The organism is Selenomonas sp. oral taxon 892 str. F0426 (assembly GCF_000468035.1).
GTDB lineage: Bacteria > Bacillota > Negativicutes > Selenomonadales > Selenomonadaceae > Centipeda.
Genome location: NZ_KI260540.1, coordinates 111,914 through 137,857, shown reverse-complemented (window position 1 = coordinate 137,857; position 25,944 = coordinate 111,914). Strand labels below are relative to the sequence as shown.

25 protein-coding genes are annotated in these 25,944 nt (G+C 57.7%); 10 read left to right on the top strand and 15 right to left on the bottom strand.

What is annotated here, in order from left to right; genetic code table 11:
- Positions 1-30: 30 nt before the first annotated feature.
- The 8 genes from HMPREF1992_RS10975 to HMPREF1992_RS07540 form a co-directional block, all read right to left on the bottom strand.
- Positions 31-1,341 (bottom strand): TPM domain-containing protein, encoded by a 1,311-nt coding sequence (locus tag HMPREF1992_RS10975; protein ID WP_021685297.1) that lies wholly within the window; start codon positions 1,339-1,341, stop codon positions 31-33.
- A 12-nt stretch (positions 1,342-1,353) separates the two neighbouring features.
- Positions 1,354-2,475 (bottom strand): hypothetical protein, encoded by a 1,122-nt coding sequence (locus tag HMPREF1992_RS07570; RefSeq protein ID WP_021685296.1) that lies wholly within the window; start codon positions 2,473-2,475, stop codon positions 1,354-1,356.
- 147 nt (positions 2,476-2,622) lie between these two features.
- The gene (locus HMPREF1992_RS07565) at positions 2,623-3,441 is read right to left on the bottom strand and encodes a YgcG family protein (protein WP_021685295.1); all 819 of its coding nucleotides are present in this window, start codon (positions 3,439-3,441) and stop codon (positions 2,623-2,625) included.
- A 12-nt stretch (positions 3,442-3,453) separates the two neighbouring features.
- The gene (locus HMPREF1992_RS07560) at positions 3,454-4,572 is read right to left on the bottom strand and encodes a hypothetical protein (RefSeq protein ID WP_021685294.1); all 1,119 of its coding nucleotides are present in this window, start codon (positions 4,570-4,572) and stop codon (positions 3,454-3,456) included.
- 192 nt (positions 4,573-4,764) lie between these two features.
- Positions 4,765-6,195 carry an SPFH domain-containing protein gene (locus HMPREF1992_RS07555; RefSeq protein ID WP_021685293.1) on the bottom strand — a complete coding sequence of 477 codons (1,431 nt, stop codon included), beginning with the start codon at positions 6,193-6,195 and terminating at the stop codon, positions 4,765-4,767.
- Between the two features lie 174 nt (positions 6,196-6,369).
- Positions 6,370-6,990, bottom strand: a complete 621-nt coding sequence (locus HMPREF1992_RS07550) for a response regulator transcription factor (protein ID WP_021685292.1) — start codon at positions 6,988-6,990, stop codon at positions 6,370-6,372.
- Positions 6,987-8,375, bottom strand: a complete 1,389-nt coding sequence (locus tag HMPREF1992_RS07545) for an ATP-binding protein (protein ID WP_021685291.1) — start codon at positions 8,373-8,375, stop codon at positions 6,987-6,989. The genes HMPREF1992_RS07550 and HMPREF1992_RS07545 overlap by 4 nt, the downstream gene beginning before the upstream one ends.
- Entirely contained in the window at positions 8,363-10,795 is a 2,433-nt protein-coding gene (locus tag HMPREF1992_RS07540) for a hypothetical protein (RefSeq protein WP_037359034.1), read from the bottom strand. Before HMPREF1992_RS07540 ends, HMPREF1992_RS07545 begins: the two co-directional genes overlap by 13 nt.
- Before the next feature lie 220 nt (positions 10,796-11,015).
- On the opposite strand from HMPREF1992_RS07540, the gene HMPREF1992_RS07535 reads away from it, so the two are divergent.
- Positions 11,016-12,194, top strand: coding sequence for a hypothetical protein (locus HMPREF1992_RS07535; RefSeq protein ID WP_231366973.1), 1,179 nt, complete (start codon positions 11,016-11,018; stop codon positions 12,192-12,194).
- A gap of 65 nt (positions 12,195-12,259) precedes the next feature.
- On the opposite strand, the gene HMPREF1992_RS07530 is transcribed toward HMPREF1992_RS07535, so the two are convergent.
- On the bottom strand, positions 12,260-13,117 hold the full coding sequence (locus HMPREF1992_RS07530; protein ID WP_021685287.1) for an RsiV family protein: 858 nt from the start codon (positions 13,115-13,117) through the stop codon (positions 12,260-12,262).
- A gap of 215 nt (positions 13,118-13,332) precedes the next feature.
- Here HMPREF1992_RS07530 and HMPREF1992_RS07525 point away from each other — a divergent pair, with 215 nt between their 5' ends.
- A complete protein-coding gene (locus tag HMPREF1992_RS07525; RefSeq protein WP_021685286.1) occupies positions 13,333-13,698 on the top strand; it encodes a hypothetical protein in 366 nt (121 codons plus the stop codon).
- Positions 13,699-13,806: 108 nt separating this feature from the next.
- Here the strand turns inward: HMPREF1992_RS07525 and HMPREF1992_RS07520 are convergent, their stop codons facing one another.
- Positions 13,807-14,352, bottom strand: a complete 546-nt coding sequence (locus tag HMPREF1992_RS07520; protein ID WP_037359031.1) for a hypothetical protein — start codon at positions 14,350-14,352, stop codon at positions 13,807-13,809.
- Positions 14,353-14,596: 244 nt separating this feature from the next.
- Here HMPREF1992_RS07520 and HMPREF1992_RS07515 point away from each other — a divergent pair, with 244 nt between their 5' ends.
- The 3 genes from HMPREF1992_RS07515 (at position 14,597) to HMPREF1992_RS07505 (ending at position 17,388) form a co-directional block, all read left to right on the top strand.
- On the top strand, positions 14,597-15,349 hold the full coding sequence (locus HMPREF1992_RS07515; protein WP_021685284.1) for a hypothetical protein: 753 nt from the start codon (positions 14,597-14,599) through the stop codon (positions 15,347-15,349).
- A gap of 80 nt (positions 15,350-15,429) precedes the next feature.
- Positions 15,430-16,941, top strand: coding sequence for an ABC transporter substrate-binding protein (locus tag HMPREF1992_RS07510; protein ID WP_231366972.1), 1,512 nt, complete (start codon positions 15,430-15,432; stop codon positions 16,939-16,941).
- 15 nt (positions 16,942-16,956) lie between these two features.
- On the top strand, positions 16,957-17,388 hold the full coding sequence (locus tag HMPREF1992_RS07505) for a hypothetical protein (RefSeq protein WP_021685282.1): 432 nt from the start codon (positions 16,957-16,959) through the stop codon (positions 17,386-17,388).
- On the opposite strand, the gene HMPREF1992_RS11920 is transcribed toward HMPREF1992_RS07505, so the two are convergent.
- Positions 17,374-17,505 carry a hypothetical protein gene (locus HMPREF1992_RS11920; protein ID WP_255346848.1) on the bottom strand — a complete coding sequence of 44 codons (132 nt, stop codon included), beginning with the start codon at positions 17,503-17,505 and terminating at the stop codon, positions 17,374-17,376. The genes HMPREF1992_RS07505 and HMPREF1992_RS11920 overlap by 15 nt on opposite strands.
- A gap of 53 nt (positions 17,506-17,558) precedes the next feature.
- Here HMPREF1992_RS11920 and HMPREF1992_RS07500 point away from each other — a divergent pair, with 53 nt between their 5' ends.
- The 3 genes from HMPREF1992_RS07500 to HMPREF1992_RS07490 all read left to right on the top strand — a co-directional run bounded on the left by HMPREF1992_RS07500 (position 17,559) and on the right by HMPREF1992_RS07490 (position 19,535).
- Positions 17,559-18,098: an O-acetyl-ADP-ribose deacetylase gene (locus tag HMPREF1992_RS07500; protein WP_021685281.1), complete on the top strand. Its 540-nt coding sequence runs from the start codon at positions 17,559-17,561 to the stop codon at positions 18,096-18,098.
- Between the two features lie 206 nt (positions 18,099-18,304).
- The gene (locus tag HMPREF1992_RS07495; protein ID WP_021685280.1) at positions 18,305-18,685 is read left to right on the top strand and encodes an HIRAN domain-containing protein; all 381 of its coding nucleotides are present in this window, start codon (positions 18,305-18,307) and stop codon (positions 18,683-18,685) included.
- 4 nt (positions 18,686-18,689) lie between these two features.
- A complete protein-coding gene (locus HMPREF1992_RS07490; RefSeq protein WP_021685279.1) occupies positions 18,690-19,535 on the top strand; it encodes a molecular chaperone DnaJ in 846 nt (281 codons plus the stop codon).
- A 210-nt stretch (positions 19,536-19,745) separates the two neighbouring features.
- Here HMPREF1992_RS07490 and HMPREF1992_RS07485 read toward each other — a convergent pair whose 3' ends face one another.
- Positions 19,746-20,633 (bottom strand): fructose bisphosphate aldolase, encoded by an 888-nt coding sequence (locus tag HMPREF1992_RS07485; protein ID WP_037359025.1) that lies wholly within the window; start codon positions 20,631-20,633, stop codon positions 19,746-19,748.
- A gap of 213 nt (positions 20,634-20,846) precedes the next feature.
- On the opposite strand from HMPREF1992_RS07485, the gene HMPREF1992_RS07480 reads away from it, so the two are divergent.
- Together HMPREF1992_RS07480 and HMPREF1992_RS07475 are read left to right on the top strand one after the other, a co-directional pair.
- Positions 20,847-21,677: a DUF6630 family protein gene (locus HMPREF1992_RS07480; protein ID WP_021685276.1), complete on the top strand. Its 831-nt coding sequence runs from the start codon at positions 20,847-20,849 to the stop codon at positions 21,675-21,677.
- A gap of 139 nt (positions 21,678-21,816) precedes the next feature.
- Entirely contained in the window at positions 21,817-23,082 is a 1,266-nt protein-coding gene (locus HMPREF1992_RS07475; RefSeq protein ID WP_021685275.1) for a sensor domain-containing diguanylate cyclase, read from the top strand.
- A 95-nt stretch (positions 23,083-23,177) separates the two neighbouring features.
- Here the strand turns inward: HMPREF1992_RS07475 and HMPREF1992_RS07470 are convergent, their stop codons facing one another.
- The 3 genes from HMPREF1992_RS07470 to HMPREF1992_RS07460 form a co-directional block, all read right to left on the bottom strand.
- Positions 23,178-24,044, bottom strand: coding sequence for a hypothetical protein (locus tag HMPREF1992_RS07470; protein ID WP_021685274.1), 867 nt, complete (start codon positions 24,042-24,044; stop codon positions 23,178-23,180).
- A gap of 73 nt (positions 24,045-24,117) precedes the next feature.
- Positions 24,118-24,990 carry a hypothetical protein gene (locus tag HMPREF1992_RS07465; protein ID WP_071782455.1) on the bottom strand — a complete coding sequence of 291 codons (873 nt, stop codon included), beginning with the start codon at positions 24,988-24,990 and terminating at the stop codon, positions 24,118-24,120.
- Positions 24,991-25,048: 58 nt separating this feature from the next.
- Positions 25,049-25,924 (bottom strand): hypothetical protein, encoded by an 876-nt coding sequence (locus HMPREF1992_RS07460; RefSeq protein WP_021685272.1) that lies wholly within the window; start codon positions 25,922-25,924, stop codon positions 25,049-25,051.
- Positions 25,925-25,944: the final 20 nt, after the last annotated feature.

Sequence of the window (25,944 nt, the reverse complement as noted above, 5' to 3'; positions counted from 1 at the left end):
GATGGCGCGGCTGAATTTATCAGTGCTTCCCTAGTACTTCCCGCCACCGCCGCCATGGCTCTCGTCGCGGCTGGAGGTGGAGATGTAGGAACCCGAGGAGGATGATGATGTCTCCTTGTGCTTCGTCTCACGGGACTCTGTGGTGCGGAGGAAGACGTCCGCGCGGTGTGTGAGGCGGAAGCTGCCGCGCTCGACGTAGTCGTCTGCCTCGTGGGCGCTTCGGACACTGAGCATGCTGTCCGAGAGATTGGCAAGGACGAACCAGTAAACGAGGGCGGCAGCGATGAGGGCACCGACGAGGGCGACGATGGTCAGCAGGAAGGCATCGGGGTTGAAGGGCTTTCCTTCCTTTTCGTAGTAGGCTACCATCTCATCCACGGCCGCTGCAAATGCGGTGAATCCCTCGGCGTATTTGTTCTCCTTCAGGGAGGGGACGAACTGCCCGGCGAGGTGTTCGATGCCCTTGTCGTCGGTGATGCGCGTGCGCATCTTGTTGTCGGTGGAGATGTAGAAGTCGCGCTCCTTCGGCGCGAGAAGGAGGACGATGGTGCCGTTTGCACCGCCGTCCGCGATGCGGTCGACAACGGCATTGGCGACCTTGCCGAGCACCTGTTTGTGCGTGTTCTTGACCGTGCCGACGAGGATGCGGATGCCGTGCGCCTGTTCGTAGGCGGCGAGCTTCGCGTCGAGTGCCTGCTCCTCGGCATCGGTGATGAGGTCGGACTCGTCGATCACGCGCACAGCACCCAGTCCCGCATCCCCTGTCTGTGTCCCCCCGGCCGCGACTGCGCGTGCAACGGCACTGAGTGCGCCACCCGTGGTGAAGGGCTTGCCTTCCTTCTCGTAGTAGGTGAGCATTTCGCCCGCGACTTGACCAAATGCCGTGAACATATCGGCGTATTTCTTGCTCTCGAAGGCGGGCAGGAATTTCTCCGTGAGGTGCTCAATGCCCTCGTCGGTGATGCGTGTCCTGAGCTTTGCATCGGTGGCGACGTAGTAGGTGTTGTTTTCGGGCGAGAGGAGGAGCAGGACTGCGCCATGCTCACCGCCGGGGGCGATGGTCTTGATGATGTTCTCCGCGAGCGGCTTCAGCGGCTTATCCTTCCAATCGCCGGCGATTGCGGCGAGGATGCGGATGTGATGTGTCCGCTCCACTGCTGCGAGCTGTGCGTCGAGCTTTTGTACGTCAGCCTCGGAGAGGAGGTTCATCTCGTCGATGACGCGTGCGTTTCCGATGCCCGCCGCATCTGCCGCCTTTGGTACGGTGAGAATGAAAAGGCCGAGACAGAGAAGGAGCAGGGCGAGGAGCGCACTGCGTCCGTTGGTTGTTTTGTTCATCATGTGCCGCACCTCCTACAGATCAAACATGAGCCAGCCGAGCCAGAAGAGGACGGCGAAGACGAGTGCGGACGGGATGAGCGGGTAGACGTACTCCTTGAATGTGTCCTTGGGCAGATCCGCACCGACGAATTTGCCAGTCTGTCCGTTCATCATGAAGGTGTAGGGCTTTCCCTGATAGTTCGTGGTGAGGATCCAGACGGGCATCATGGCGTAGCAGACATCGCCCGACTGCTTTCGGATCTTCGAGCTGCCGCTCGGAGCGGTGCTGGTATAGCCGCTGACGGTTTTGCTCAGCGCGTGGATGACGCTCGCCGTGAGGCGCGTGTCGGCGCGCGGCAGGGATTCCTTGACATCGACATCGAACTTGTCGGCGAGGTGTCCCGTGAAATACGCAGCGGAGAAGGGGCGGAGCTCGCTGTAGTCGAACGGCTCGATGCTGTCCATGTACTTGTCGTCCATGCGTTTGCTCGCGTCGACGGGGATGCCGCGGAACGTCATCTCGCCGCTGCGCTCGCAGCGATAGTGGCTGGTCTCGATGATGATCTCGTCCGCCGTCTCACGCCGACTCCTCGTTTCCGCGCTGAAGTCCATGCTGGCGCTTACCTGCGCGTCAAAGAGCCAGAAGGGGACGTACATGGACTGGATCTCCTTGATGCGGTTCTCGTCGCGGAACGCCTTCGGGAGCAGTTTTTTCCCCTGGTAGAACTCCTTGAGCGCGGCGATGGCGTCCTCCTTCGTCTTCTTGAATGGAATGACATAGTCGGGGCGCAGCATGCCGTCGAAGCGGCGCGGGATCATGTTCGGGCTGCCGCAGTAGGCGCACTGGGTCGCCATGGTGTTGCCGTCGGAGACGAGCTCCGCACCGCAGGAGGAGCAGGTCTGGATCATCATGTTCGCCGTCTCGGCGCCGTCCCATGTGCTGCCTGCATTCTCAGTGTTCCACTGCGCTTCTTTTTCCTCCGCGTTCTCTGCCGCCTGTGCCGCCTGCTCCTCTTTCTGTGCATAGAGGGCATCCATCTCTGCAATGCTGATCTTGGCGTCGCAGAACTCGCAGGTCACATGGTTGTGCCCCGGGAGGAAGGTGAGGGGAGCACCGCATTTGGGACATTTGTAGCTGACGCTTGTGTCGGGCATGGTGTTACCTCGCTTTGCTTATGTAATGTTTGCCCATTCGTTCAAGGCGCCCCCACCACCGCAAGCGGTCCCTCTCCTCCGCTGCTGCAGGGGAGGCTGGGGGGAGGGCATCAGCCCTCGCTGCGGCAGGGGAGACTGGGGCGTACATCAGAACTTCCCGCCGCCGCCGCCATGGCTGCTGTCGCGACTGGAGCTGCTGGAGGATTCCTTCTTTGGTTTGTCTCGGCGCGTGACGGTGGTATAGAGGAAATCGTCCTCGCTGCGCATGAGCTGGAAGCTGTCGTGGTTCAGGTAGGCATCCGCCTCCGCTGCAAAGGTGACGTTGCTCGCAGTCGCCAGGAGCTGATAGTAGATCACTGCTCCGAGAATCAGCGCACACGCGAGAGCAATTCCGAGTGCCATGAGGTTGAATGCATTCGCTGGATCGTACGGCTCGCCTTCCTTCTCGTAGTAGGTCAGCATCTCGTCCGTGGTCGCCGCAAATGTGGTGAATGCAGCGTCGTATTTGTTCTCCTTCAGATCGGGGAGAAATTCGCCCGCAAGGTAGTCCACGCCCTTGCCGTCGGTGATGCGCGCACGCATCTGCGTGTCGGTGGAGATGTACCAGTCGCGCTCCTTCATCGAGAGGAGAAGGACGATGGTGCCGCTCTCGCCGGGGATCTGGTCGACAACGTTGTTCGCGATCTTGCCGAGCGGCGTGCCGTCCGTAGTCTTCATCGTACCGATTAGGATGCGTACCTTGTGCGACTGTTCGATTGTGGCAATTTTCGCATCAAGTTCCTTTTCCTCGCTGTCTGTGAGGATGTCCGCCTCGTCGATGACGCGATCCGCGCCGATTCCCTGCTCCTGTGTCTGTGCTTTCGGCGGCGGTGCCTGTTTCGGCACGGCGAGAGCGATGGAGGTAAAGCAGAGGAGCAGGAGGAATGCAAGGAGTGCACTGAGGCGCTTTTTGTTTTTTGTAAACATCGCTGCACCTCCTTAGTCCGACAGAACGAATTTCGCGAGGTAGTAGAAAATGGGGATACTGACGATGCCAGGAATGATGGAGTAGAGCAGTACCTTCGTCCGGTCGATGGGGACGGAGCCGACGACCTTGCCGGTCTGTCCGTTCATCATAAAGGTGTAAGCCTTCTCACCATACTTCGTTGTGAGGATCCAGACGGGCGCCATCGCGTAGCTGACGGTGCCGTTCTCCTTGACGACGCTTGCCTCGCCGTCGAGGGAGCAGCGGTCATAGCCCTTGACTGTGCTCTCAAGAACGCCGATCGCGCTCTCGCTCACGCGCTTGTCGGCGCGCGGGACGCTCGCCTCGGCATCCACGTCGTATTTGTCCGCGATGTGCCCCGTAAAGTAGGCGGCGGAGAAGGGGACGAGCTCCTTGTAGTCGAACGGTTCGATGCTTTCCATATATTGATCATCCATGCGCTCGCTGCCGTCGACGGGGATGCGCTCAAACGCCATGGAGCCGCCGCGCTCGCAGCTGTAGTGACTGGTCTCGGTGATGATCTCATCGGAGGTCTCGCGTACGCTGTCGTTCTCCGCACGGAAGGTTGCGCTCGCGCGCACTTTCGAGTCGAACAGCCAGAAGGGGACGTACATGGACTGGATTTCCTTGATGCGGTTCTCGGATGTGAACGCGCTTGGGAGGATGTATTTCCTGAAGCCCTCGCTGTAGAACTCCTTGAGTGCGGCGATGGCGTCCTGCTTCGTCTTCTTGAACGGGATGACGAAGTCGGGGCGGAGCATGCCGCCGAACTGGCTGGGGATCATGTTCGGGCTGCCGCAGTAGGCGCATTCGGTTGCCATGGTGTTGCCGTCGGAGACGAGTTCTGCACCGCAGGAGGAGCAGGTCTGGATCTTCATAGCTTCTGCTTCGGCGGCATCCCATTCGCTGCCTGCGCCGTCGGTTTTCCACTTTGATTCCTTTGCCTCAGTGGCGAGGACAGCCTTTTCCTGTGCTTTCTGAAACAGCGATTCAACGGTTGCTACGTCGAGCTCTGTGTTGCAGTACTCACAGGTCACATGGTCGTGACCGGGCAGAAAGGAGAGGGGGGCACCGCAGTTGGGGCATTTGTAGCTGACGCTTGTATCTGCCATATCAGTCACCTCTCTTCTAAAAGGAAGATTTAGGAAGCACTGATAAATTCAGCCACGCCATCTTGACGTATCTTTTTTGCCCGCACTGTGCCCGCGATCCTCCACATAGCCCGGCTATCGTCCGGTTTGTCTCCTTGTTCGGACGAAAAAATCTACGCCAATCTGACGGACTTCATTTTATCAGCGATTCCTTTACTGCTTGTCGTTCTCGTCGAAGACGTCGCCGCACTGCGGGCAGAACTTCGGCGGATGTGCGGGATCGTCGGGCTTCCAACCGCACTTGTCACACGCATAGAGGGGGGCGCCGGCCGGTTTCGGCTTGCCGCAGTTCGCACAGAACTTGCCTTGATTCGTTGTGCCGCAGGAGCAGGACCATCCTTCGGCGGACGGCTGAGGCTTGCCGCACTCGGCGCAGAATTTCCCCGTGTTGCCCGTGTGCCCGCAAGGACAGTTCCACGTATTCACAGGAGCGGGCTGCGGTTTTCCACAGTCCGCACAGAACTTACCCGTATTGCCGGACTGTCCGCAGGAGCATGACCACCCTGCGGCCGCTGCGGGTGCTGCCGCCATGCCGCCGACCGCTGCACCGCCTGCGAGCGGATTGCCCTGCGGAGGCATGCCGCCCTGTGGCCCGAATGCGCCCATCGCACTGGCACCTGCGTTGCCTGCCATGCCCATCCCCATGAAGCCGAACGCGCCGCCCATGCCCGCCTCGTTGCCGGCGGCGGTGCGCATGGCATCCGCCGTCGCGCTCGCGAGACGACCTGCACGGAGGTTCGGGTCGCTCATGATCGCGCTGTCCTGGATCTCCTTGATGCGCTTTTCGTCCTCTTCGTCCGCCTTGACGCTCGACACACCGAACGAGACGATCTCGATGCCGCGTTTCTTGCCCCAGTCCTCGGACAGCTCCTCGGAGAGCTCGTTGCGGATATCCTTCGTGTAGTTGATGAGCTGGGTGTAGCGGATGCCCTTCGCCGCGATGCGCCCGAATGTGGGCTGCAGGGCGGTGAGCAGTTCGCTCTTGAGCTGGGAATCAATCTCGCTGCGCTCGTAGACACCCTCGACGTTGCCGCAGACGTTCGTGTAGAAGAGAATCGGGTTTGTGATGCGGTAGCTGTACTCACCAAAGCAGCGGATGTTGACGTTCAGTGTGTATGTGCCGATTATGGTCTCAAACTGGATGGACTGCGCCGTCCCGTATTTGTTGCCCATGATTTCTTTTGTGTTGAAATAGTAGATGCGCTGATCCTTCGGCGCGTCCCCACCGAACGTGAAACGCTTGCCCATGTTCTTGAGGACGGAGACGAGGTCGCTCGCGAGATTGCCGCCGAAGACGGTTGGCTCGGTGGAGCTGTCATAGGTGAATGCACCCGGCTCGGCACAAATCTCGACGACTTGGCCCTGCTCGACGATGATCATGCACTGACCATCGTTGACGGTGATGACGGAGCCATTCGAGATGATATTATCCGTCGCGCTCGTGTTCGAGCTGCGGCCGCTGACTCGTTTCTGACCCTTGGCGACGAGAGCGTCCTTATCAAGGCTGTCGCAGTAGAAGTATTCTTTCCACTGATCGGCGAGAACGCCGCCGACAGAGCCAACGGCTGCTTGAATGAGACCCATGATTCTTCCTCCTGTTCCGGCTAAAACGCGAGTGTTCTGAAAGTTCTCCTATAGTTTAACATACTTAGGAAAAAAGTGTACTGTCATAAATGACAGGTTTTGAAAAAATTTTGAAAAAACATGGTATATAAGACATAAAAAGATTCCTCCGTTTCGATGAGGCAGAGGTTCGATTTATATCGCTCCTCCGGCATATCCGCGCTCGGTCGCCTCGACGGCAAGCCCGACGACGCTCTTGTAGCCCGTCTTGGCGAGCATATTGCCGACGTGGAAGTGGACGGTGCGTTTTGTGATTCCAAACTCGAGGGCGATTTCCTCGTACGTCTTGTTGTGGCAGATGCGCTGCAGAATGGCAAACTCACGGTCGGTCAGCGGGATGTTCGTGCCGCCGAAGGTATACGTGCCCTGTACGTCGGGGTAGATCTGCTTGCCGCGCATCGTGGCGCGGATGCAGTCGGCAAATGCCTCGCCTGAGGATTCCTTGTAGATGAAGCTGTCCGCCCCTGCATTCTTCGCCCACTCAAGAAAGGCGACTTCCTGCATTCCCGTCATGAGGACAATGCGCAGCTGCGGAAAGCGCATTTTGAGACGCTCGCAGATCTGAATGCCGCTCGTGCGTCCCTCCATACAGATGTCCATGAGTACGAGATCAGGGGCGAGGCGTGCGCATGCCTCCTCTGCGAGCTCCGAGAGAGTGCAGGCGCCGATGACCTCGATGTCCTCGAGCGGCGCGAGGATCTGCTCGAGACCCTCGAGCAGGATCTTTTGATCGTCCACGAGAAGAATTTTAATCATCCTTGTTTCTCCCCTATCTGTGCGTCCAGTTCAAAATGCGGTGAAGGTGTGATAAGCAGGCGACCGCCGAGGTCGTTCACGCGGCGTATCATGCCCGTGAGTCCGCCGCCGGGATGCAGTGTTCGGCAGCCAATGCCGTTGTCGCGGATGCGCAGACGGCGCTCGGTGAGGGTGATGTGGATCTCGTTCGCGCGTCCGTGGCACACCGCATTGCTGAGTGCCTCCCGGATGATGGCAGCAAAGGCGCGTGCGCGGCGCAGATTGCGCGGCAGCTCACCCGTACGGATGAGACGGATGCCGAGACGCGTGTAGGTATCTGTCATATCGGCGAGCAGGGTGGCAGGGTGCGCCTCCTGCGTGAGCGGCACCGCCTCGAGGAGGCTGTCAATGCGCACGATGGTGTCGAGTGCGTCCTTCGGAGCGGGACTTGCGAGGAGCTGCTGGAGCATACTGATGCGCTGACCGAGCACATCGTGTACACGCGAGGTGATCTCCTGCAGCGTGCGATGCCGCTCGGTCTCTTCGAGGCGCGTCAGCAGTTCCTTTTGCGCGCTGATCGTGGCACCCAGAGCCTTATTTTTCGCCTCGAGTTCCCGCGTCACGTTGTCCAGCTCCGTGACGCAGGAGGCGGTCAGCTGCCAGCCATCCAGATCCTCGGGCAGCCGCACGCGCTGTACGAGCCACACATCGCCCGCAGCAAAGCGAAAGAGGGCGGCATCCTCACGCAGTTCCTTTTCTGCTGAGGCGGGAACATCAAATGCCATCAGCTCCTGCCAGAACACCTCTGCGTTTCGGTACTGGCGCCCGAAGAGGCGCTCCATGAAATGCAGCATCGTGATGTTGACAAGCACGGCGGTGTGATCGGCGCGGGCAAAGAGCAGTCCGTCGGGCAGGAGGTCGAGTCCCTCGCGGATGGAGGCGACGGTCACTTCGTATGCGCGGCGCGCATGGACGTGCCGGACGAGGAGCAGAACACGCCCCGTGAGCAGTCCAAGAACGAAAAGGGCTGAGATGGGCAGGAAGATGTCGAAGAGCGGCAGGGAGAGGATCCCCGCCGCAGCGAGCAGTCCTCCGCGCCGAGGCGTTCGCCGCATGGAGAAGAGTCCTGCGCAGATGGCTGCAGCACCTGCGAGGGTGCGCTCCTGTGCCATCCAGTCATATGGCGGCAGTCCGTTCAGGAAGAGCTTCCATCCGCCGCCGAGGAGGATTGTGATGTAGAGAGTGACGGCAAGCGCCGCTATCTCCGGCAGACTGCGGCGGATGCGATGGCGGTCGAGGCGGACGGCACTCCAAAAGAGTGCGGCCGTTTCGGCGATGAGGACGAAGCATGCGAGGAGGACGAGGACGAGAATCGCCTCGTAGCTGTGCGATGTCAGACGCTCCATGGCGGTGCCTCCTCCGTCTGTGTATTTGCGGGAGCCGGTGCATCGCCGCTCTGCTCCTGCACCTTCCTATCTGCAGGGCACACCGTCAGGGAGAGCGCGTAGCCGCGGTCACTGCGCGTGATGGACAAATCATGCTGCTCCCCCCAGTGCGTTGTCCACGGTGCGATCCAATCCGCGGCCTCCAGCAGGAAGAATGCGCTGTCATCCGCAAAGCGGCAAAACACCTCTGGCATTCCCTCGCGGGCAGCGCGCGCAAGGAACTCTGCGAAGAAGTCGAAGAGGGCGAGCACCGTTCCCGTGCGCACAGAGGGCGGGAGACTCCACTCCACACCAACGCGCAGCCCGAGCGGGCGCAGGTAGGTACAGACCTCTGAGACGGCCATCGACAGCTCGTCCGTGCGGATGTATCCGTCTTCCTGCCCCTTGAGAAAGAGCACACAGCGTTTCTTGAGATAGGAGGAGAGGAGGTTCAGGCGGCGGATGATGCGAGTGACCTCGGCTTCCTCTTCTGCTGCCATCAGCTGCTCGCGGTACTCGCGCAGGAGCGGACGCTTCGCTGCCAAGATTGCCTCGAGTTCATCCGAGAGCTGTTTTCTGAGCGTGAGGTGGAGCAGATGCTTGCGGATGGAGTGTTCCTCACGCAGGAGCTCATGAGAGCGGCGCAGTGCATCGCGTGTGAGCGCAAGCTGTCGCTGCCGTTCGTGGAGGAGGGAGAGATCCTCCTGCCAGAGGAGCGCCCCGCCGTCCAGATCCATGCGGGACTTGCGGAGATCACGCTCCGCTGCCCGCGGCAGTGCTGCAGAGGAAAAGACCGTCCGCCCCGTCGCGTCTACGAGCTGCATCGCAAGGCGTGCGTGGGTGAAGAATGCCTGATGGAAGCGGTTCGACGGCATGAGTCCCGTGAGCAGACAGGTTTCGATGAGGAGCAGGAAAAAGAGTGCCGTCACGACGGTAAGCTCCGGCCACTGCACCCACTCAACATATTGACAGGCGATGGAGTACACAATAAAGAGTATGAGGAGAACAAAGGGAAGTGCCATTGCTGGGCGCAGCACCTGCTGGCGCTTTGCCTTTTCGAGGAGGAGCAGGAGAGCTGCGAGGATCTCGATGAACCAGAGCGTCCAGTAGGCATATGCGCCCCACGCCAGATGATCCGACCACTCCATCGTCTCTGTGCTCCATGTGAAGTAGAAAAATTGATGATGCAGATCGTTGCAGAGGATGAGCACGGCAAGGAAGAGATTGACGCCGAAGACAGTCTTCAGCCACGGCGGCATCGTGCGTTCAAGCACGTCCTCATCCGAAGCCCATGCGATCCACAGGAGCGCGACCGAGAGTCCGCCGCGGAACACGTAGTAGAGGTACCAAAGCATGCGCTCCAGTGCATCGGCATGTGCGGGTGTGAGAATCTTTGCCGAGCGGTCCAGCTCCCAGAGAATGAGCATGGAGATGAGGAGAAGGACGGCGCGCCGTGTGCCGTAGTGCAGTACGCGATGATGAATCGAGGAACCCCAGAAGACCGTCACGATGAGGGCACAGATGAGAATGATAAAACGCTTGTGCGGTTCCGACGGTGCAAGGAAGGGGCGATCCTGAATCTCCGCATGGTAGCGAGTGCTTACGGCACGGAGACTGTGCAGGAAATCGGGCGGCAGTGCACGGGCAGGCACAGTGTCTGCGGAGACGGGCGGATAGCCTGCCGCAGCCAGACGCTCGGGCAGCGTGTCAGAGAATGTGATGGGCGTTCGCGAGAGCAGCCCCTTTGTAAACGAGAGCGTCCCATCGGCGGGCTCGATAATCTGCAGACGCGCGCCGCGCCGAATGAGGCGATCCGCCTCATGGGCAAAGAGCACATAGACATCACGCGCATCCGCGCCGGCAAAGATGCTCCGAACGCCCTGATGCACAGGATAGAAGCGGAGGCGTCCCGCCGCCTTCATCCGTGCGAGCAGGGCAAAGGCTTCCTCGGGGTCGGGCCCCATACGCTGCGCGAGGGTCAGGAAAAAAATCTCGCGTTCGGGCGAGTTGTCGGGCAGGACGATGGTGACCCCCTCCCGCAGATCGGTCCAGCGCGTTACGGATACGAGCGCATCCTCACGCACGGCGAGCACGATCTTTGCCGTGAAATGCGGATACCAGTAAAGATCCTCTGTGGTTCCGCGCCGATAGCGCTCCGCCTCGAAATCATAGACCTCGATCGCGTCCACAAGCCGCGTCTGAAACAGTTCGAGCCGGCTGCGCGTATATCCCCGCGTCTCCATCGGCTCTTCGCACGCATTGCGCAGGATGTTCATATATGCTGTGCCGTAGTTGCGGTCATAGGCGAGCGTGAGCGCTGCGGCATCGTTGGCACGGCAGATGAGACACAGAAGCGCGATCATGGCGCAGGTGAGGAGCCGTGCCGTACGCCATCTCTTCATCGTCGCCCCTCCCAATATCCATATATGAATTCTGTATTAGTTCGATGGAAATGTAAGAGATTCCTTGAGAAAAAAGTCCTCATTACAGAAGTTTTAGAAGAATTTAAGAATGCAAATATGTTTTTCTTCTACCGGATTGATTTCTTTTATGATAAAATGAAACAAGTTTGATTTATGCGTGAATGGGCTGTGAAGATGTGGATCGGATGGGAGGATTTTTGTGCGACGCATTTATGGACTCATGCCCCTTGCTCTTTTGTGTGCACCCGTTTCCTGTGCAGCGTCAGAGGCACCCTCTGTCGCTGAGGAGAGAACTGCCGCAGAGTCTGGGGCAGCTGACGATGCGCCGGTGACGGCAGCCTCTGCTGCTCCTATTGCTGCAGATAAAAAAGCACCGCGTTTCGAGGTCTGGGGAGACTACCGCTGGCTCTACGGCAAGGCACGCATGGAGCTGCCGTCTGTACGCCAAAAGAGCGATGTATTCCTCTCCACACGTCGCTTCCGCATTGCTCCGACCATCCATCTGAACCGCGCATGGAGCGTGAGCGGTATGCTCGAGGATATGCGCTATGACAAGGACACGATCGCCGGCGCGCACAAGAACGATCGCCATCTCTACCTTTCGCGTCTCTACGTCGAGCACGAAAATGGGCACGGGGCGAGAATCCGCGCCGGCCGATTCATCTTCACGCCGATTGAGGGAAACGTATTCGACAAGCGCGTTGAGGGCGTGCGCTGGCGGTACGGCGACAAGAACGTCGGCATGACCTCCATCTTCTATGGGCGCACCGTTGCACCGACGGGCAGCCAGCGGAGGCGCGGCGTCATCCTCGGCTACGAACGGAACTGGACAAAGTGGATGGGCGGCGTGTTCGGCTACGATCTGCGCACGGAATCCCCTGCCGTTACGATGGCGGAGGCACGGAGCAATCCGCTCGCCGTACATAACGGAATCGATCATCAGCGTGTCCTCGAACTCTTCGCAGGCTATCGCTTTGACCGTCACCGCAGCTTCGAGTTCGAGTATCTGCACGGGCGCGCGCGCACTGACCTCGACCGTTATGACGATGACGGGCGCGGCTATGTGGCGAGGCTGCGCCTGCGTCCATCTCCCAATGTGGAGAATGCGGGCGACTACGGTGCGTGGATCGCGTACTATCATCAGCCGCGCGCAACGTATCTCCATCACACGATGGATGGCGATCCAACCTTCTTCGGGCGTGCGGGCTTTCGCGGCTGGGGTGCGCGTGCCGACATCGTGCTCGCACGCGGTGTTGCTCTTGCCGTCGAGGGATTCGATCTGCGCCCCGCCCGTCCTGGGACGCCCCTTTTCACTGGACATACCTATAACGGCGCACGGCAGAAAGTTCTCGGAATGAGTTTGACGGCGTACTTTTGAAAAACAACAAAACAGGTCTTTGAAGCAAAATCTCACTTCGAAGACCTGTTTTTTGTACGACGATGTCAGTTCATTGGATACGCTGCCGTAAAGAGGCGCGGTGCATCCTGCCGCGTGATGGTGAGGGTGAAGGCGCCCGCTGCGTAGGAGGCGAGGACGGACTCCGGATAGTAGATGACAAGGCTGCCGTCCGCCGCCATATACCAGATGAAGCCCGTGAGCCCCTTCTCTGACGGATGCTGCATGAGAAGTGTTTCCATGACACCGTGCGGGAAATTCTGCTCCACTGCTGCGGGATACTGCGTTAGGAATGCTGCCTCGATGGCTGCGATGAGCAGCGTGCGGTTCGTGACGATCTCGTCGAGCTGGATCTGCCGTCCCGTTTTCCGATCAAAGGTATATGCATCGACATGGGAGATGGGATGTGCACCGCCCGCATAGGAGGAACCCTCCATAAAGAATGAAATCATCTGGTCATCGACGCGCCCCCACCGCGAAATCGGCGTGATGTCGCTGTAATAGAAGGGGAGTTTCCCTGCCTCTGCACGCGCTTCCTCACTGTACGTGCGGATGGGGCTGTGCCATGCACCCATGCCGATCTCCGCATTCCACGCGTCGAATGCTTTTGCAAGCGGTGAGCTGTCATCATCCACGAGCTGAACCTGGGGGTAGACGGCGCGGTAGACCTTGACGTCGTTCTGGTCGTAGATCGTCACGATACTATCCTCGACCGTGAGCCATGGGACGGGGGACTCCACGGAGCGTGACCAGTCCCGCGCCGCTCTGTCCTGCACATCTGCGAGGGACTGCGGCGGCTGTGTGTACTGCTCCGCATGATCCCCCGGCATGCCTTCTGCTGCCGAGAGCGGCGCGCAGAGGAGGAGAGCGGGGAGGAGGGCGGATAGAAATGATTTGATGTTCATAGGACATTACCTCCGTTCATATTGCATTTATCTTAGCATAGAAAAAGCTCCGTGTGACCTGTCACAAATGACAGGTTTTTGAAATTTTTTTGCAAAACCTGTCATTTGCTACAGTACGCTGTCATATCGTTTTGTTTTATAATAAGACAAGTGAACTGCGCAGGTTCATTTGTCTCAGGCAACCCGTTGTTGATCTGTAAAGGAGATGATGTACGATGAAACGGGCAGCAAAGGTAATGGCACTGGTATTCACACTGATGCTGGCGATGTCCTCCATGACGTTTGCGATGTGGAGCGGAACGATCAGCCAGAGCGATTTCCAGAACTATGTGAAGTCGGGCAAGTTCGCAATCTTCCTCAAGGATGGCAGTTCGATCAAGATGTTCGAGCCGAGCTCGCCGTCGTCGGCGGTCAGCGAGTTCAAGAGTGCGCTGCCGAGCGGCAGGCATACGGTCTATACGGGGAACATTGCCGTGCGTGACTACCTTGAGGAATACGGCTACTACGACTACTACCACAACGGTGTGGATATCGGTGGAGGAGCACGTGCCCACGAGTTTACTGCGTGGGAGAAGATGTGAGCGGCGTACTGAAAGCGCTATGAACTCCTGCTAGGCACACAAAAACGGCTGCTGTGCGAAGGGAAATCCTTCATCACAGCAGCCATTTTCTTATGCTTTTTTGGGGAATTACTTCTCGTGCAGCCAGATGGAGCGGATGCCGGGGCTGTGCTCGGCACAGATGTAAAATGCGAGCTGTGCCGTTTCCCCATCGTAGAAATAGCCGCAGACGGGCGGCGCATTGTTGCTGCACTTCGGCTTTGGCAGATAGCCGTAAGCCGCATCGAGATCCTCTCGCGTGCTGTCCAGATGGATGCCGCGCGGCGTCTCGAAGCTCCGTGCCTCATCGGACGGCTCCGTGTTGTACTCATTTACATCGTTCACGCCAAGATGCACGCTGATGACGTGCCAGCCCATGTCCGAGCTGCGGTACGTCACGCTGAGCGACGCGCCGTAATCGATGACGTGCATGCCGACATCCTCGCCGTTCCACACATCCACCCCGTCCGCGACGCGATTGCCTTTGCCGTAGAGCGCCTCGACCTCGGCACGCGTATCGCCGATACGGATGCCGCCGAGTGCCATATCCTCATCCGTGATTTCTGCCGCGCACAGGGCGGCGGGGAGAAGAATGAGCGCGAGGATAGCGGCGCAGAGCAATGATTTGATCTTCATGGAAGACACTCCCTTCGTTTCATACAGATCCATGCGGCAGAGCTGCTTCTATACTTATTGATTTTATCTTAGCATAAAAAGAATCGTTTGTGACCTGTCACAAATGACAGGTTTTTGGAAATTTTTGAGGTTTTTGCCCGACCTGTCATCTATGACAGTATGCTTTCCGCTGTCGTTCGGTTATAATAAAGGGAATACTGATAAATTTAGTCCACGAAAGACTTGCAGCAACAGGAGGTGCACGATGAAACGATTGCTTTTGCTTGCCCTATGCGCGCTTATCCTGCTTGCGGGGCAGGGCGCAGCGGCAGCACAGGATGGCGGGACGCTCGATGTGCCCCAGCTCGATCGGTTCGCGGGGACGTGGTATGACACGGACGGCAGGGTGGCTGCGACGATTGGGGACGGCAGGATCAACGGATGTCCTGTCATCGAGGTTGGCTCCTTCGCGGGCAGCGCAGCACGTGGTGTGGGTGTCTTTCGGATCATGGAGGCAGCGGGACCGCGCAGCCTGCAGATCGGATGGACGAGCTTCGGGGACGGCCAGTATTTCATCACGGTTGCCGGCGGCGAGGGACTCCTGCGCGAAACCCCGACCTACTATGAGACGGTCGGCGGCATTGCGCCCGGCATGCGCATGCGTGATGTGACGCAGCGTTTTGGCACGGAGGTCAAGCTGACGAAGGAGGCACCCCTCGCGGCAGGAGGACGCACCTATCCCTACGGTTCCTATTACCCCGCGCAGAAGGCTCTGGTCTATGAGCAGTCCGGCATGGTGACAACCATCGTTCTCCTGCCGGGCAGCCCGCTGCGCTTTGACCGCTCGGGGCTTGCCGTGGACAGCGCCCTCGAGGAATTCGCCCGTGCCTACGGTCTGAGCCGTACGCCGCAGGAGCAGACAGAGAGTTCCATCGCACCCGCATACATCGGGCATGGGCAGACCCTTCATTTTGGCAAAAACCGCAGCTTTGTCACGTTCACGCTTTACGATACGTGACAAAAATTATTTGCAGAAACGCAGGACAAAATACTTTCGATCAGAGGATGATGTGGATGAAGAAGTCGCTGCTATGCATCATGGCGGTATTTCTTGTGCTCATTTCCGGCTGCGGGGAGAAGCGGTCTGCGGAGGTGACCGGGTCGCAGATTGTCTGCGGCTCGCACGACTATGAATGGATCAATCCGCTGCGCGATGAGTACGGGGAGATCGACCCGCTGCTCTTTGACGGACTCATGCGCCGCGACGGCACAGGAGCGACGGTTCCCGCACTCGCGGAGTCGTGGGTGTATGATACGGCGACGCACACCTATACCTTTCACCTCCGCGCGGACGTGACGTGGCACGATGGGGAGCCTCTTTGCGCGGACGATGTGAAGTTCACCATCGAGGCGATCCTCGACCCAAACAATAGGTCCCTGCAGCGCCCGTACTTCGAGGATGTGAGCGAGATCACGGCGGTGGACGAGCACACTGTGCGCATCCGTCTTGCCGCGCATAACGAGGCGTTCCTCGACTATATGACGCAGCCCCTTCTGCCGGCACATCTCTTGGCGGGCAAGGATCTTGCCCAGACAGGATTCTTCCGTCATCCGATCGGGACGGGCCCCTACAGAATCGAGAGCTGGGCGGCGGGCAAGGAAATTGTCCTTGTACGGAACGAGCACTATTACCGGGGCGCGCCGAAGATCGAGCACGTCATCTTTCGCGTGACGGCGAATGACGACGATGAGGCGGCAGGGCTTGCGGACGGGAAGATCGACATGGCGCGGCTCACACCGAAAAATGCCGATGCCTTTGCCGGCAAGAGCGGCTTTCGCTGCTATGATATGAAGACGACGGATTACCGCGCCATCCTATATAACTTCAAACATCCCTACTGGCAGCGGAACCGTGACCTCATTCCTGCGATCTCCTATGCCGTCAACCGAGAGGCGATCGTCCGCGATGTTCTGTTCGGACAGGGCATTCCGGCGTATGGCCCCTTGCAGAGGAATCGCTACAACAACCCGAACATCGAGCACTATGACTACAACCCCGCACAGGCACGGGCGCTGCTCGAGGCGGCAGGCTGCACGATGGGGGCGCATGGATACTACGAGCGCGGCGGAGAGGAAGTCGGATTCGTCCTGTCCGTGCAAAATGACCGATTCGGACGGTTTGAAATCGTGACGGCAGCATCAGAGCAGCTGAATGCGGCCGGCATTCACTGCACCGTTGAGCAGCCGGCGCAGGTGGACTGGGACGGGCAGATGGCGTATCTCATCGGCTGGGGCAATCCGCTCGACGCAGATGCACACACATACAAGGTGTTCGGAACGCAGCAAGTTGCCAACGAGGGGCGCTATGCGAACCCGCGCGTGGATGCCTGTCTCACGGCGGCACGGCAGACGAGCGATCCAGCCGAGCGGATGCGCCTGTACGGACTCTTTCAGGAGGAGCTGGCAAAGGATCCGCCGTATACCTTCCTCTGCTATGTCGACTCCATCTATGTGACAAACACGCGCATTCACGGCATTACCGAGGATATGCTGCTCGGCCATCGCGGCAGCGGGATCTTTTGGAACGTCAACGAGTGGACGGTGGACTAGGATAGGAGGTTCATCATGAAAAAGCTATGTGTGCTCATGGGGGCGCTGTTTGCACTCTCGGTGCACGGCGTCGTGACGGCTGCCGATGCAGAGATGCGGCAGCCGGAGCAAGATGTGCAGCAGGAAGCATTGATGCCGGCGGAACGCGTTCAGAGTGCGGATGAGATCGCCGTACAGATGGCGTGGATGCAGGGCGAGTGGTACAATGAGGACGGCACAAAATGCCTGGAGGTTCTCGGCAACGCCATCAACGGGCAGGAGGTCGTCTCCTACAATGCCCTCGCCGACGGCCCCGGCATGGGGCTGCACGTCCTGCGGACAGCGACGGACGGAGAAATCCAGGACTGGTCGATCGAGTTTGAGCACCGAGATGACAGCGGGCAGGAAATTTTCATCCGTGTGAACGACGGCGAACCTCTCCAAAGGGACTGGTCACAGAACGGCTGAGAAAAAGAAGGGGAGGCTGTTGTGCGGTCCTCTCTGTCGGTTCGCCGCGATGCGCACCTGCCGCGCCGCTTCTCCATCCTCCGCGCCGACACCCAAAAGACCTGCTCGTTCGTCCACGGAACTCTTGTGTTATACTTTTTATATCGAGAAAATACGAGTGATTGAGAGGAATGATGATATTGGAACCGAACGCATCGAAGAATGAGATGGTCTATGTCGTGGGTGATATTACGACGCTCGCCGTAGATGCCATCGTAAACGCGGCGAATCGGAGCCTCCTTGGCGGCGGTGGCGTTGACGGAGCGATTCATCGGGCGGCGGGCAGAGAACTCCTCGCGGAGTGCCGTACACTTGGCGGCTGTGAGACGGGTGCAGCAAAGATTACAAAGGGATATCGTCTGCCTGCGCGTTATGTGATTCATACGGTCGGTCCCGTCTACAACGGCACTGCATCCGATGCGGAATTCCTGCGCTCCTGCTATTGGAACTCTCTTGAACTCGCACGGGCACACGGGCTGCATACCATCGCGTTTCCTGCCATCTCGACCGGTGTCTACGGCTACCCGAAGGAGGCGGCGGCAGAGATCGCACTCATGACAATTTGGGAGTGGCTTGACGCGCATCCGGATGCAGACATGCGCGTGACCATCGTGAGCTTCAGTGCGCAGGATGATGCGGTCTATCAGAACGTACAGAGGATGCTCCGGTAAAAAATATGCAGGGCGAAATGAGACGAGCGGATGCGAATGAATTTAATGTGGTCACAGCTGACATCTCTGCAAGTTGGAAAATATGCTGAATACTATTTTATACGATCCTGTTCTGTTAGCTGCTTCCATTTGCCCATTTTTGTAGTAGAATGAGATTTGAAGGTGTTCTTTGAGATCTTGTAGGGGATGTATAGGAGGCGAATCCGATGCAGCTGACGAAGGGAATGCCGAGTGCGCTGGTCGGTGCTTGGGGCGGTGACACACTCCCGCCCGCGCCGTTCGCCCAGGAAATCTATCTCACGCATTTCCCCATTGCGGGAGCATACTATGTGGAGGGGTGGGGCGATCTCGTTAAAGATATGCGGGCGGGGGATATGCTGAATCTTCTGCGCGAGCCGGAGAACGAACACGATACCTATGCGATCAAGGTCGTCGATGCGGCACAAAAAAAGCTCGGCTATATGCCGCGCCGCATGAACCACATCCCTGCGCGGCTCATGGATGCAGGAAAACTGCTCTATGTGAAGATCACGCAGGTCGATGCGGATGATCTCGTGATGGAGCTTGATTTGTTTTTGCGGGAGTAGGGGAATGGAAACTGTAGTTCATGAGGAGTATGCATGGCTAAAGGAGGCGCAGCGGGCGGCGCTCAAACGGCTGAGCACGCTCCTATGCGCCTATGATGATCAGGTTTTGCAGCAAAAGCCCTACTGGGAAGCGCGGTATACGGAGGCGTTCGGTGCGCTTGAACAGCAGTGCTATGCAGCCTTTGTTCGGAGTTCGGAGCTGCGCCGTCGGATCGCCCTCGCGCGGGCATATATGAACCGTGGAGCAGAACCGGATGCGGCGGCGATCGATGCGCAAATCGTGCAGGAGTTTCACGAATACGAAGAAAAGCTGCGGCAGATGGAGGCGGAGCGGGAGCGCGCAGCAAAGATTCTCAAGGCGGAGGAGCTGACGGATGTGGATGCGAAGCGGCTCAAGCATCTCTATCGGCAGCTCGCAAAGAAGCTGCATCCGGATCTCCAGCTGGAGCAGTCGGCGGAGATGAAGCGGCTATGGCAGGGGGCGATGGACGCCTATGCTCTCGGCGATCTCGCGCGGCTCGAAATCCTCGCCGCCATCGTGGAGTCAAAATATGCGGATGCCGACGCCGCTGCCCCAGGAGACGGGCAAGATGCCAGCACCTCTATGCTCGAAGAGATGCGGGCAGCACTGAAGCGAACCGAGGAGCGCATCCGAAAATGCTGCGCTGCGCTCGAACGACTGGAGCAGGAACACCCCTTCAAACACCGTGCCCTGCTCGAAAACCCTCGGGCGATAGATGAGCGAAAAGATGAACTAAAACGTCAGATCGCGCACTATATGGCGGAGTGCAAGGAGCTGGAAATGCAGCTCGCAATGATGATGCAGGGGCGGGCGGAAGTGCTGCATTGAGCGTATAGACTTTGCTATGCGTCCGGACTGTCTGTTTTCGTCGTATAGAAACTACTTATTGCTATATTTTTAGACCATCCATATCTGATAAAATGTTGTAGGTTGTATAACCTGTCCATTGTATCTGGCAAAATGCATACAAACAAATCCCCCGCCGCAGCTCTGCGACGGGGGATTGTTCGTGAGAATATAGGGGGAATATCAATGTCCTCAGGTAATGGATGCCCGATAGATGGCGTCAACGGCCTTCTTGAGGACGACGTTGAAATCGTCGTCGCTCTGGCTGGCGCGCAGATCCTGCGCGAGGGCGCGGGAGAAGCTGGCGATGAGGCCGTGGTTGCGCGCGAGTTTTTCGTTTGCATCGTCCATCGTGTAGCCGCCGCTGAGGGCAACGACGCGGATGACGTGCGGGTCTTTCATAATCTCCGCATAGAGGTTGTCGACGGTCGGGATGGTGACCTTGAACATGATCTTGGCGTCTGCGGGCAGTCTCGCCAGATGTTCCTTCATGCAGCCTAGCATGATCTCCTCTGCCATTGCCTTGTCGGGGCAGTGGATGTCAACCTCGGGTTCGAGGATGGGGACGAGTCCCTTGCGGACGATCTGCATGCCGACCTCGAATTGCTGGTCGATGATGGCGCGGATGCCGTCCGGATTCGCCTGCTTGATAACGGAGCGCATCTTCGTGCCAAAGATATGGCGCTCGTTTGCGCGGTCGAGCAGTTTGTCGAGATCGGGGATCGGCTTCATGAGCTGGACGCCGTCCTTCTCCTCCGCAAGCCCCTTGTCGACCTTCAGGATGGGGATGATGCCCTTCTGATTCCAGAGGAAATCTGCGGTAAAGAGGCTGTCGATCCGGCGATCCATGGTGTTCTCAAAGAGGATTGCCGCGAGGATCTCGTGTTTGTCGAAGGAGGGGCTTTTGATGATGCGCGTGCGCATCTCGTGGACGCGCGTGAACATCTCCTCGTCGCCGTTGTAGGCACTCTCGTCGATGCCGTACGCCTTGAGCGCCTTTGGCGTGGAGCCGCCGCTCTGGTCGAGCGCCGCGATGAAGCCCTTGTCATGCGTCATGCGTCTGAGTTGTTCCTGATTCATTGGACATACCTCCTGTTGAAATAGAGAGAGGTGAAACCATCGATTGATTCTGTCCTTATTATAGCGAAAGTGAGAGAGAAAATCAATAAAACTGATGGAATTTAACAAAAAATATGAATGATATTTGAGAGGTGTTTGCTTGACCTGTGCCGTGAAATATCGTAAGGTGATTGTGTAAAAAAACATTGGAATGTTTTGTATCGAGGGCTTTCAATGAAACAAGGATTTGGTACACGTCTATACAATCTGATTCAAGAAAAAGTATTCGACACGTATGAAGGATGGCATCTGAGAAGCAGCCTGTTCAACTGTGATGGATTTCATATTGTCGGAATAGATAATTACCTAAAGGCGATGCGCGAGGGGCACAATATGTTTGTGGAGATTCGCCCGCCGCATCCGGTCAAGGGCTGTACGTCCATGAAAGCCGTCGGCGGGAAGCGCCGCGATCGGGTGGATTTGACGATGGAGATCCACGGGAAGCGCTATGGCATTGCCGATCTGAGCTATGATGATGCAGTGCGGGCGATGAGAGCTTTTGTGCAGAAAGCTGTCCTTCCGGATGAACGAGAGTATATTGAGCTGCCGCCGGATGATCCGAAAAGGGCAGCAGACGCATTCGGCGCACTCGCGGAGATCCTCCTCGGGGATGCTGCGCGCGCACGGCAGCTTCGCAAGAAACTGCGGCGAAGCGATGAGGATGCCGTCGCGGCGGCTTGGTTCGCTCTTTATAAGGTGCTGGTGCAGCGGGGCAGGGCGATCGATCTCGACGGTAAGAGCGAGAGGGAGGATTTTACTGCTGCTGTGCAGTCGCTGACGGCAGGCACGGGACTTGCTGTTGACGAGGATATGTTCGCGGAAACGCAAAGTATCCCGCAGTGGAGCGCGGTACTGAATGCCCTCTGGGACGATCATATTCTCGCGGCGATGGATATCGGCTCTGACAGCTATGTGCTGCTTGTTTTGACACGGGCGGATTTTGTGCGCACTGTAGAATATGCGCGCATACTCCTGCATAGAATTGCACCAGCGGAGAAGATGTGAGACGATCAAGGGGGCACAGTAAAGTCTGTGTAGAAAATGTTACTAAACTACTTTTCTTTTTCTTATAAATATCTTATTATATAAAAATAGAAAGCGTTTTGTATCATTTACTTGTAAGGGAGAGATAGCCTTGTATCATGTGCAGCTAAAGATTGCCTTCATCGGTATTGCCGAAGATAAGGTTGATCTCTGGAAGGGAATAGCACCTAAAGAGCGTTTCAGTCACAGCTTCTATACGATCACGAAGGAAGAAGATCTGGTTCAGGAACTGGCTGATGAGGAGCAATTGCTCATTATCATGGATCAAGCGTGTTTCCTGACACCAAGCATGGTTCGCAAAAGTATGCCGGTGCGCGACAGCCTGCTGATTCTGTGCGCGGACAATCCGGATCAGTTGACGCACGAGGACTATGACGCAGTCGATGATATCTGGGTGAATCATGGACTGGAGCTGGCTCGGTTTCACTTCGCCAATCTCCTGACGCATATCGCTGAGCGCAAGCACGCTTGGCTGCAGGAAACATGGCTGCAGGCGACGATCAATACGCTCCCAGATCTGATTTGGTTCAAGGATATGCACGGCATGCATCTGGATGTCAATGATGCGTTTTGTACGGCGGTCGCTAAGAAAAAGACAGATGTAAGAGGACGAGATCATTACTATATCTGGAATATTCCGAAGGAAGTCTACGAAGCGAGCGACTATGTCTGCGTTGAAACTGAGGCCGATGTCATAGCCGCCCGAAAAACCTGTCTGCTTGATGAGGAGGTCATGAAGGCAGACGGCAGTCTGAGTAAGCTCAAGACCTACAAAACCCCGATTTTCGACGGAGATACGATCATCGGCACGGTAGGTATTGCCCGTGATGTAACGAAGGAATACGAATATCAGCAGAATATCATTCACATGGCGCTGCACGACCAGCTCACAGGGCTTGCAAACCGCCGTCAGTTAGATGAGTTCTTGTCCAACCTGCAGACGAAAGAAATGATTGTAGCGTGTCTCGATTTGGATCATTTTAAGTCGGTGAACGATACATACGGTCATCTGGCAGGCGATGAGGCACTTGTACGAGCCTCCGATTTAATCAAAAAACATTTCCCCGATACGCTGAATGTTCGTCTCGGCGGCGATGAATTTCTCATCATATTTACGGATGGCGTGGTGAGCCAGGATATCCCCAAGCGTATGCAGGCGTTCATTGATGATTTCTTTGAAGCCTTCAAAGAGGATAAGCGCTTCGCTGCCTTATCGGTCAGCGCAGGCATTGCCGAGGGGAAAATCGGTCATGGCTCATTTGATCTGCTGCTGCAGAAAGCGGACGAAGCGCTGTATGAGGCGAAAGAGGCCGGACGAGGCCGCTATGTGATCAGTCACCGCGATGAACATGAAATGATACGCTAAAAAAATGGGGCTGGAACAGTCTCAACACAAGATAAGGGACTGTTGCATGAAGTTTTCTAGCTTCGTGCAACAGTCCCTTCATATTGGACAGAAGTTTATTCCATCAGATACGCGCCCGTAAAAAGTCCCGGTGCATCGTCCCGCGTGATCGTGAGGGCGAAGTCTCCGGCGGCGTAGGACGTCAGTACGGAAGCCGGATAGTAGATGGTGAGGCTGCCGTCCGATGCCATGTACCAACAGAAGCTCGTGAGTCCTCGCTCTGCCGGATGCTGGATGAGGAGCGCCTCCATGATGCCGCGTGGGAAGTCATCCTGGAGGATGTCAGAGTACTGCGTGCGGAACGCTGCCGCAATGGCCTCGATCAGCAGCGTACGATCCGTGACGATCTCATCGAGCGCGATCTGCCGTCCGCTTACGCGGTCGAACGTATACGCTTCGATACGGGGGAAGGGATGCAGCCCGCCCGTGTAGGCAGAACCCTCCATGAAGAACGAGATCACCCGATCATCGACGCGTCCCCACTGTGAAATTGGTACGGTATCGGTGTAGTAGGTGACGAGCCTCCCGTCGATCCTGCGATCCTCCTCGCTGCATGTGCGCACATGGCTATGCCAAATAGCCATGGACTGTTCCACACTCCAGTCGTCGAGGGCTTTTGCAAGCGGGGATGCGCTGTCATCCGTGAGTTCGAGCGACGGATAAACGCCGCAGAATACCTTGCTGCCGCTCTCGTCATAGACCGTCAGAATGTGATCCTCCACCGTCAGCCATGGGACGGGCGATGCGATCGAGCGCATCCAGTCCCGCACCTCGCCCTCCTGCAAAGTCTGCGCTGGCTGTGTCGTCTCCTCGACGGTATCGTGCAGCACGATCTCCGTGCCCGCAGGTGACGCTGCCGCGCAGAGGGGGGCAGAGAGGAGAAGTGCGGGCAGGAGGGCAGATAGAAATGATTTGATGTTCATGGGGAATTACCTCCGTAGGTTTCGCCGATCTTCGGGGGACTCATTTCGGCAAAGGCTGTGCGCAGGCATCCTGTCAGTCCTGATCGTCATAGGACCAGCCGTACCATGAGGATGCAAGGGCGGTGCGCGCGTTCGCGTCGAGTGCCTGCCAGTCAACGAAGTTGACGCGGCGTCCGCTGTCGAGACGGTTGCGCAGGAACGCCTCGGCCTCGCTGCCGTAGGGATCGACATCCTTGTTCAGATAAAGGAGCTGCATCGAGGTGTAGAACGGCTCGACCTGATCACCGTAGATGCCTGCAGTCCCCTCTGTATGGGCGCTCGTTCCGACGCCGAGGTCGACCTCTGCCCAGACGATCTGGGCATCGCACACGATGCCGTAGCGATCCGTTGCGCTCGTCCAGCTCTCGTTGCGCGGCATCCGCTGCGTATCGACGTCGTAGACGTAGACCCCGTCCTTCTTTTTCCCTCTGATATGGAGGCGTGTGAGGTCGGGGAACTGCGTGTTCGCATTATTGATGGCGTATGGCTCGAGCGTCGATCCGTCCGCGCTAATCTCGTATGCCGCGCCGTAGACCTCGCTCGGATAGTTGTTGCAGAGGTATTGGAGTCCCTTTTTCTGCTCCTCCGAGATGCCGTCCCCCGCATAGTAGAGCGGATCCTTGTTCAGGAAGTGCCGGCTGATGAGAAGCTCGAGCCGCCCATTGTGGTCGAGGTCGGTGACGGCGGCGTAGAAGGTATAGTGGCTGCGCTTACTCATACCGCTCTTTAGGATGCCGTCCCATGTGTGGTAGAGGGTATTGATTTCCTCCTGTATCACACCCGATGCCGCCATCACATCGAGCTGTGCCTCCGTGTCAATCGGTGCCGGAGCGGCAGCGGCGGCTGATGTGAAGGTGAACGCGGCAAGTGCTGCGCCGATCACGGTTTTGAGAGCCTTGTAGTTCATCGTCATGCTCCTTTCGTGGAAAATGGTTTAGGAATTGCTGCATTGATCCGTGCTTCCTTTATCCCCTGCCATCAATGACGCCGTAGGCGAAGCCCTGCCAAGAGGCGGCAAGCGCCTCACGCGGATCGCGGTTGAGCTCGTCGCCGCTCACCCAGCGGATGGAGTTTGGCGGCAGGAGTGCCTCGTCAAAGGTCTGATACAGATCGGTCTGCTGAAAATCCCGTCCACTCATATTCGTATGAGCGGGATCACCGTCAAAGACACTGGCGGAGACGTGTATTTTCCTGCAGGTGGAGGGGCTGTCCACGTCCCGATAGATGCCTTTTTCCACGGCTAGCAGCTGGCAGCGCAGGGTTCCATGGTCGAGGGCGACGCGCTGATAGGACGCTGTATAGGAGTATGAAGGATCATTGTCCGTGAAGCAGCTGCCCCGGGAGACGGTCACGGTGCGGACATGATGCCAGCGCGTGCCATGCTCGTCAATCTCACTGAGGGGCTGGAGGTTCATCAGATCGGGCCAATCGTAGCCGTTCTCTGCGCGGAGGCGTTCGAGCCGTCCGTCCGCAGAGATCTCGTAGGCGGACAGGCTGATATCGATCGGGATATCCACAACACCCGCCGCATGGGGGCCGGATATATCCATCAGCGTCATCGCATGGCGAAACAATAGCTCAAGTCTGCCGTTGTGGTCGAGGTCGGTGACGGCGATGTGCGTCAGACGGCGGTTGAAGCGCATGAGATAGGGCTGCGGTGTCTGCCCCTCGTCCCAGCGCGCGACGAACTCATCCTTCCACAGCGGCTCTGCCTCCGCGAGCATCTGCAGCTGTGCCTCCGGGCTTGGCGCGGCTGCGCCGGGAGCGGGGGCGGCAGATGCCGTCAACGAGAGCGCGGCAAGTGCTGCGAGAATGGTTTTTTTGAGTGAAATGAATGTCATTGCCGTACCCCTTTCGTGAA

What these genes read in the sequence shown, in the direction of transcription:
- HMPREF1992_RS10975 (WP_021685297.1), bottom strand. Translation starts at nt 1,341, where the DNA reads ATGATGAACAAAACAACCAACGGACGCAGTGCGCTCCTCGCCCTGCTC.
- HMPREF1992_RS07570 (WP_021685296.1), bottom strand. Translation starts at nt 2,475, where the DNA reads ATGCCCGACACAAGCGTCAGCTACAAATGTCCCAAATGCGGTGCTCCC.
- HMPREF1992_RS07565 (WP_021685295.1), bottom strand. Translation starts at nt 3,441, where the DNA reads ATGTTTACAAAAAACAAAAAGCGCCTCAGTGCACTCCTTGCATTCCTC.
- HMPREF1992_RS07560 (WP_021685294.1), bottom strand. Translation starts at nt 4,572, where the DNA reads ATGGCAGATACAAGCGTCAGCTACAAATGCCCCAACTGCGGTGCCCCC.
- HMPREF1992_RS07555 (WP_021685293.1), bottom strand. Translation starts at nt 6,195, where the DNA reads ATGGGTCTCATTCAAGCAGCCGTTGGCTCTGTCGGCGGCGTTCTCGCC.
- HMPREF1992_RS07550 (WP_021685292.1), bottom strand. Translation starts at nt 6,990, where the DNA reads ATGATTAAAATTCTTCTCGTGGACGATCAAAAGATCCTGCTCGAGGGT.
- HMPREF1992_RS07545 (WP_021685291.1), bottom strand. Translation starts at nt 8,375, where the DNA reads ATGGAGCGTCTGACATCGCACAGCTACGAGGCGATTCTCGTCCTCGTC.
- HMPREF1992_RS07540 (WP_037359034.1), bottom strand. Translation starts at nt 10,795, where the DNA reads ATGAAGAGATGGCGTACGGCACGGCTCCTCACCTGCGCCATGATCGCG.
- HMPREF1992_RS07530 (WP_021685287.1), bottom strand. Translation starts at nt 13,117, where the DNA reads ATGAACATCAAATCATTTCTATCCGCCCTCCTCCCCGCTCTCCTCCTC.
- HMPREF1992_RS07525 (WP_021685286.1), top strand. Translation starts at nt 13,333, where the DNA reads ATGAAACGGGCAGCAAAGGTAATGGCACTGGTATTCACACTGATGCTG.
- HMPREF1992_RS07520 (WP_037359031.1), bottom strand. Translation starts at nt 14,352, where the DNA reads ATGAAGATCAAATCATTGCTCTGCGCCGCTATCCTCGCGCTCATTCTT.
- HMPREF1992_RS07515 (WP_021685284.1), top strand. Translation starts at nt 14,597, where the DNA reads ATGAAACGATTGCTTTTGCTTGCCCTATGCGCGCTTATCCTGCTTGCG.
- HMPREF1992_RS07510 (WP_231366972.1), top strand. Translation starts at nt 15,430, where the DNA reads ATGGCGGTATTTCTTGTGCTCATTTCCGGCTGCGGGGAGAAGCGGTCT.
- HMPREF1992_RS07505 (WP_021685282.1), top strand. Translation starts at nt 16,957, where the DNA reads ATGAAAAAGCTATGTGTGCTCATGGGGGCGCTGTTTGCACTCTCGGTG.
- HMPREF1992_RS07500 (WP_021685281.1), top strand. Translation starts at nt 17,559, where the DNA reads ATGATGATATTGGAACCGAACGCATCGAAGAATGAGATGGTCTATGTC.
- HMPREF1992_RS07495 (WP_021685280.1), top strand. Translation starts at nt 18,305, where the DNA reads ATGCAGCTGACGAAGGGAATGCCGAGTGCGCTGGTCGGTGCTTGGGGC.
- HMPREF1992_RS07490 (WP_021685279.1), top strand. Translation starts at nt 18,690, where the DNA reads ATGGAAACTGTAGTTCATGAGGAGTATGCATGGCTAAAGGAGGCGCAG.
- HMPREF1992_RS07485 (WP_037359025.1), bottom strand. Translation starts at nt 20,633, where the DNA reads ATGAATCAGGAACAACTCAGACGCATGACGCATGACAAGGGCTTCATC.
- HMPREF1992_RS07480 (WP_021685276.1), top strand. Translation starts at nt 20,847, where the DNA reads ATGAAACAAGGATTTGGTACACGTCTATACAATCTGATTCAAGAAAAA.
- HMPREF1992_RS07470 (WP_021685274.1), bottom strand. Translation starts at nt 24,044, where the DNA reads ATGAACATCAAATCATTTCTATCTGCCCTCCTGCCCGCACTTCTCCTC.
- HMPREF1992_RS07465 (WP_071782455.1), bottom strand. Translation starts at nt 24,990, where the DNA reads ATGAACTACAAGGCTCTCAAAACCGTGATCGGCGCAGCACTTGCCGCG.
- HMPREF1992_RS07460 (WP_021685272.1), bottom strand. Translation starts at nt 25,924, where the DNA reads ATGACATTCATTTCACTCAAAAAAACCATTCTCGCAGCACTTGCCGCG.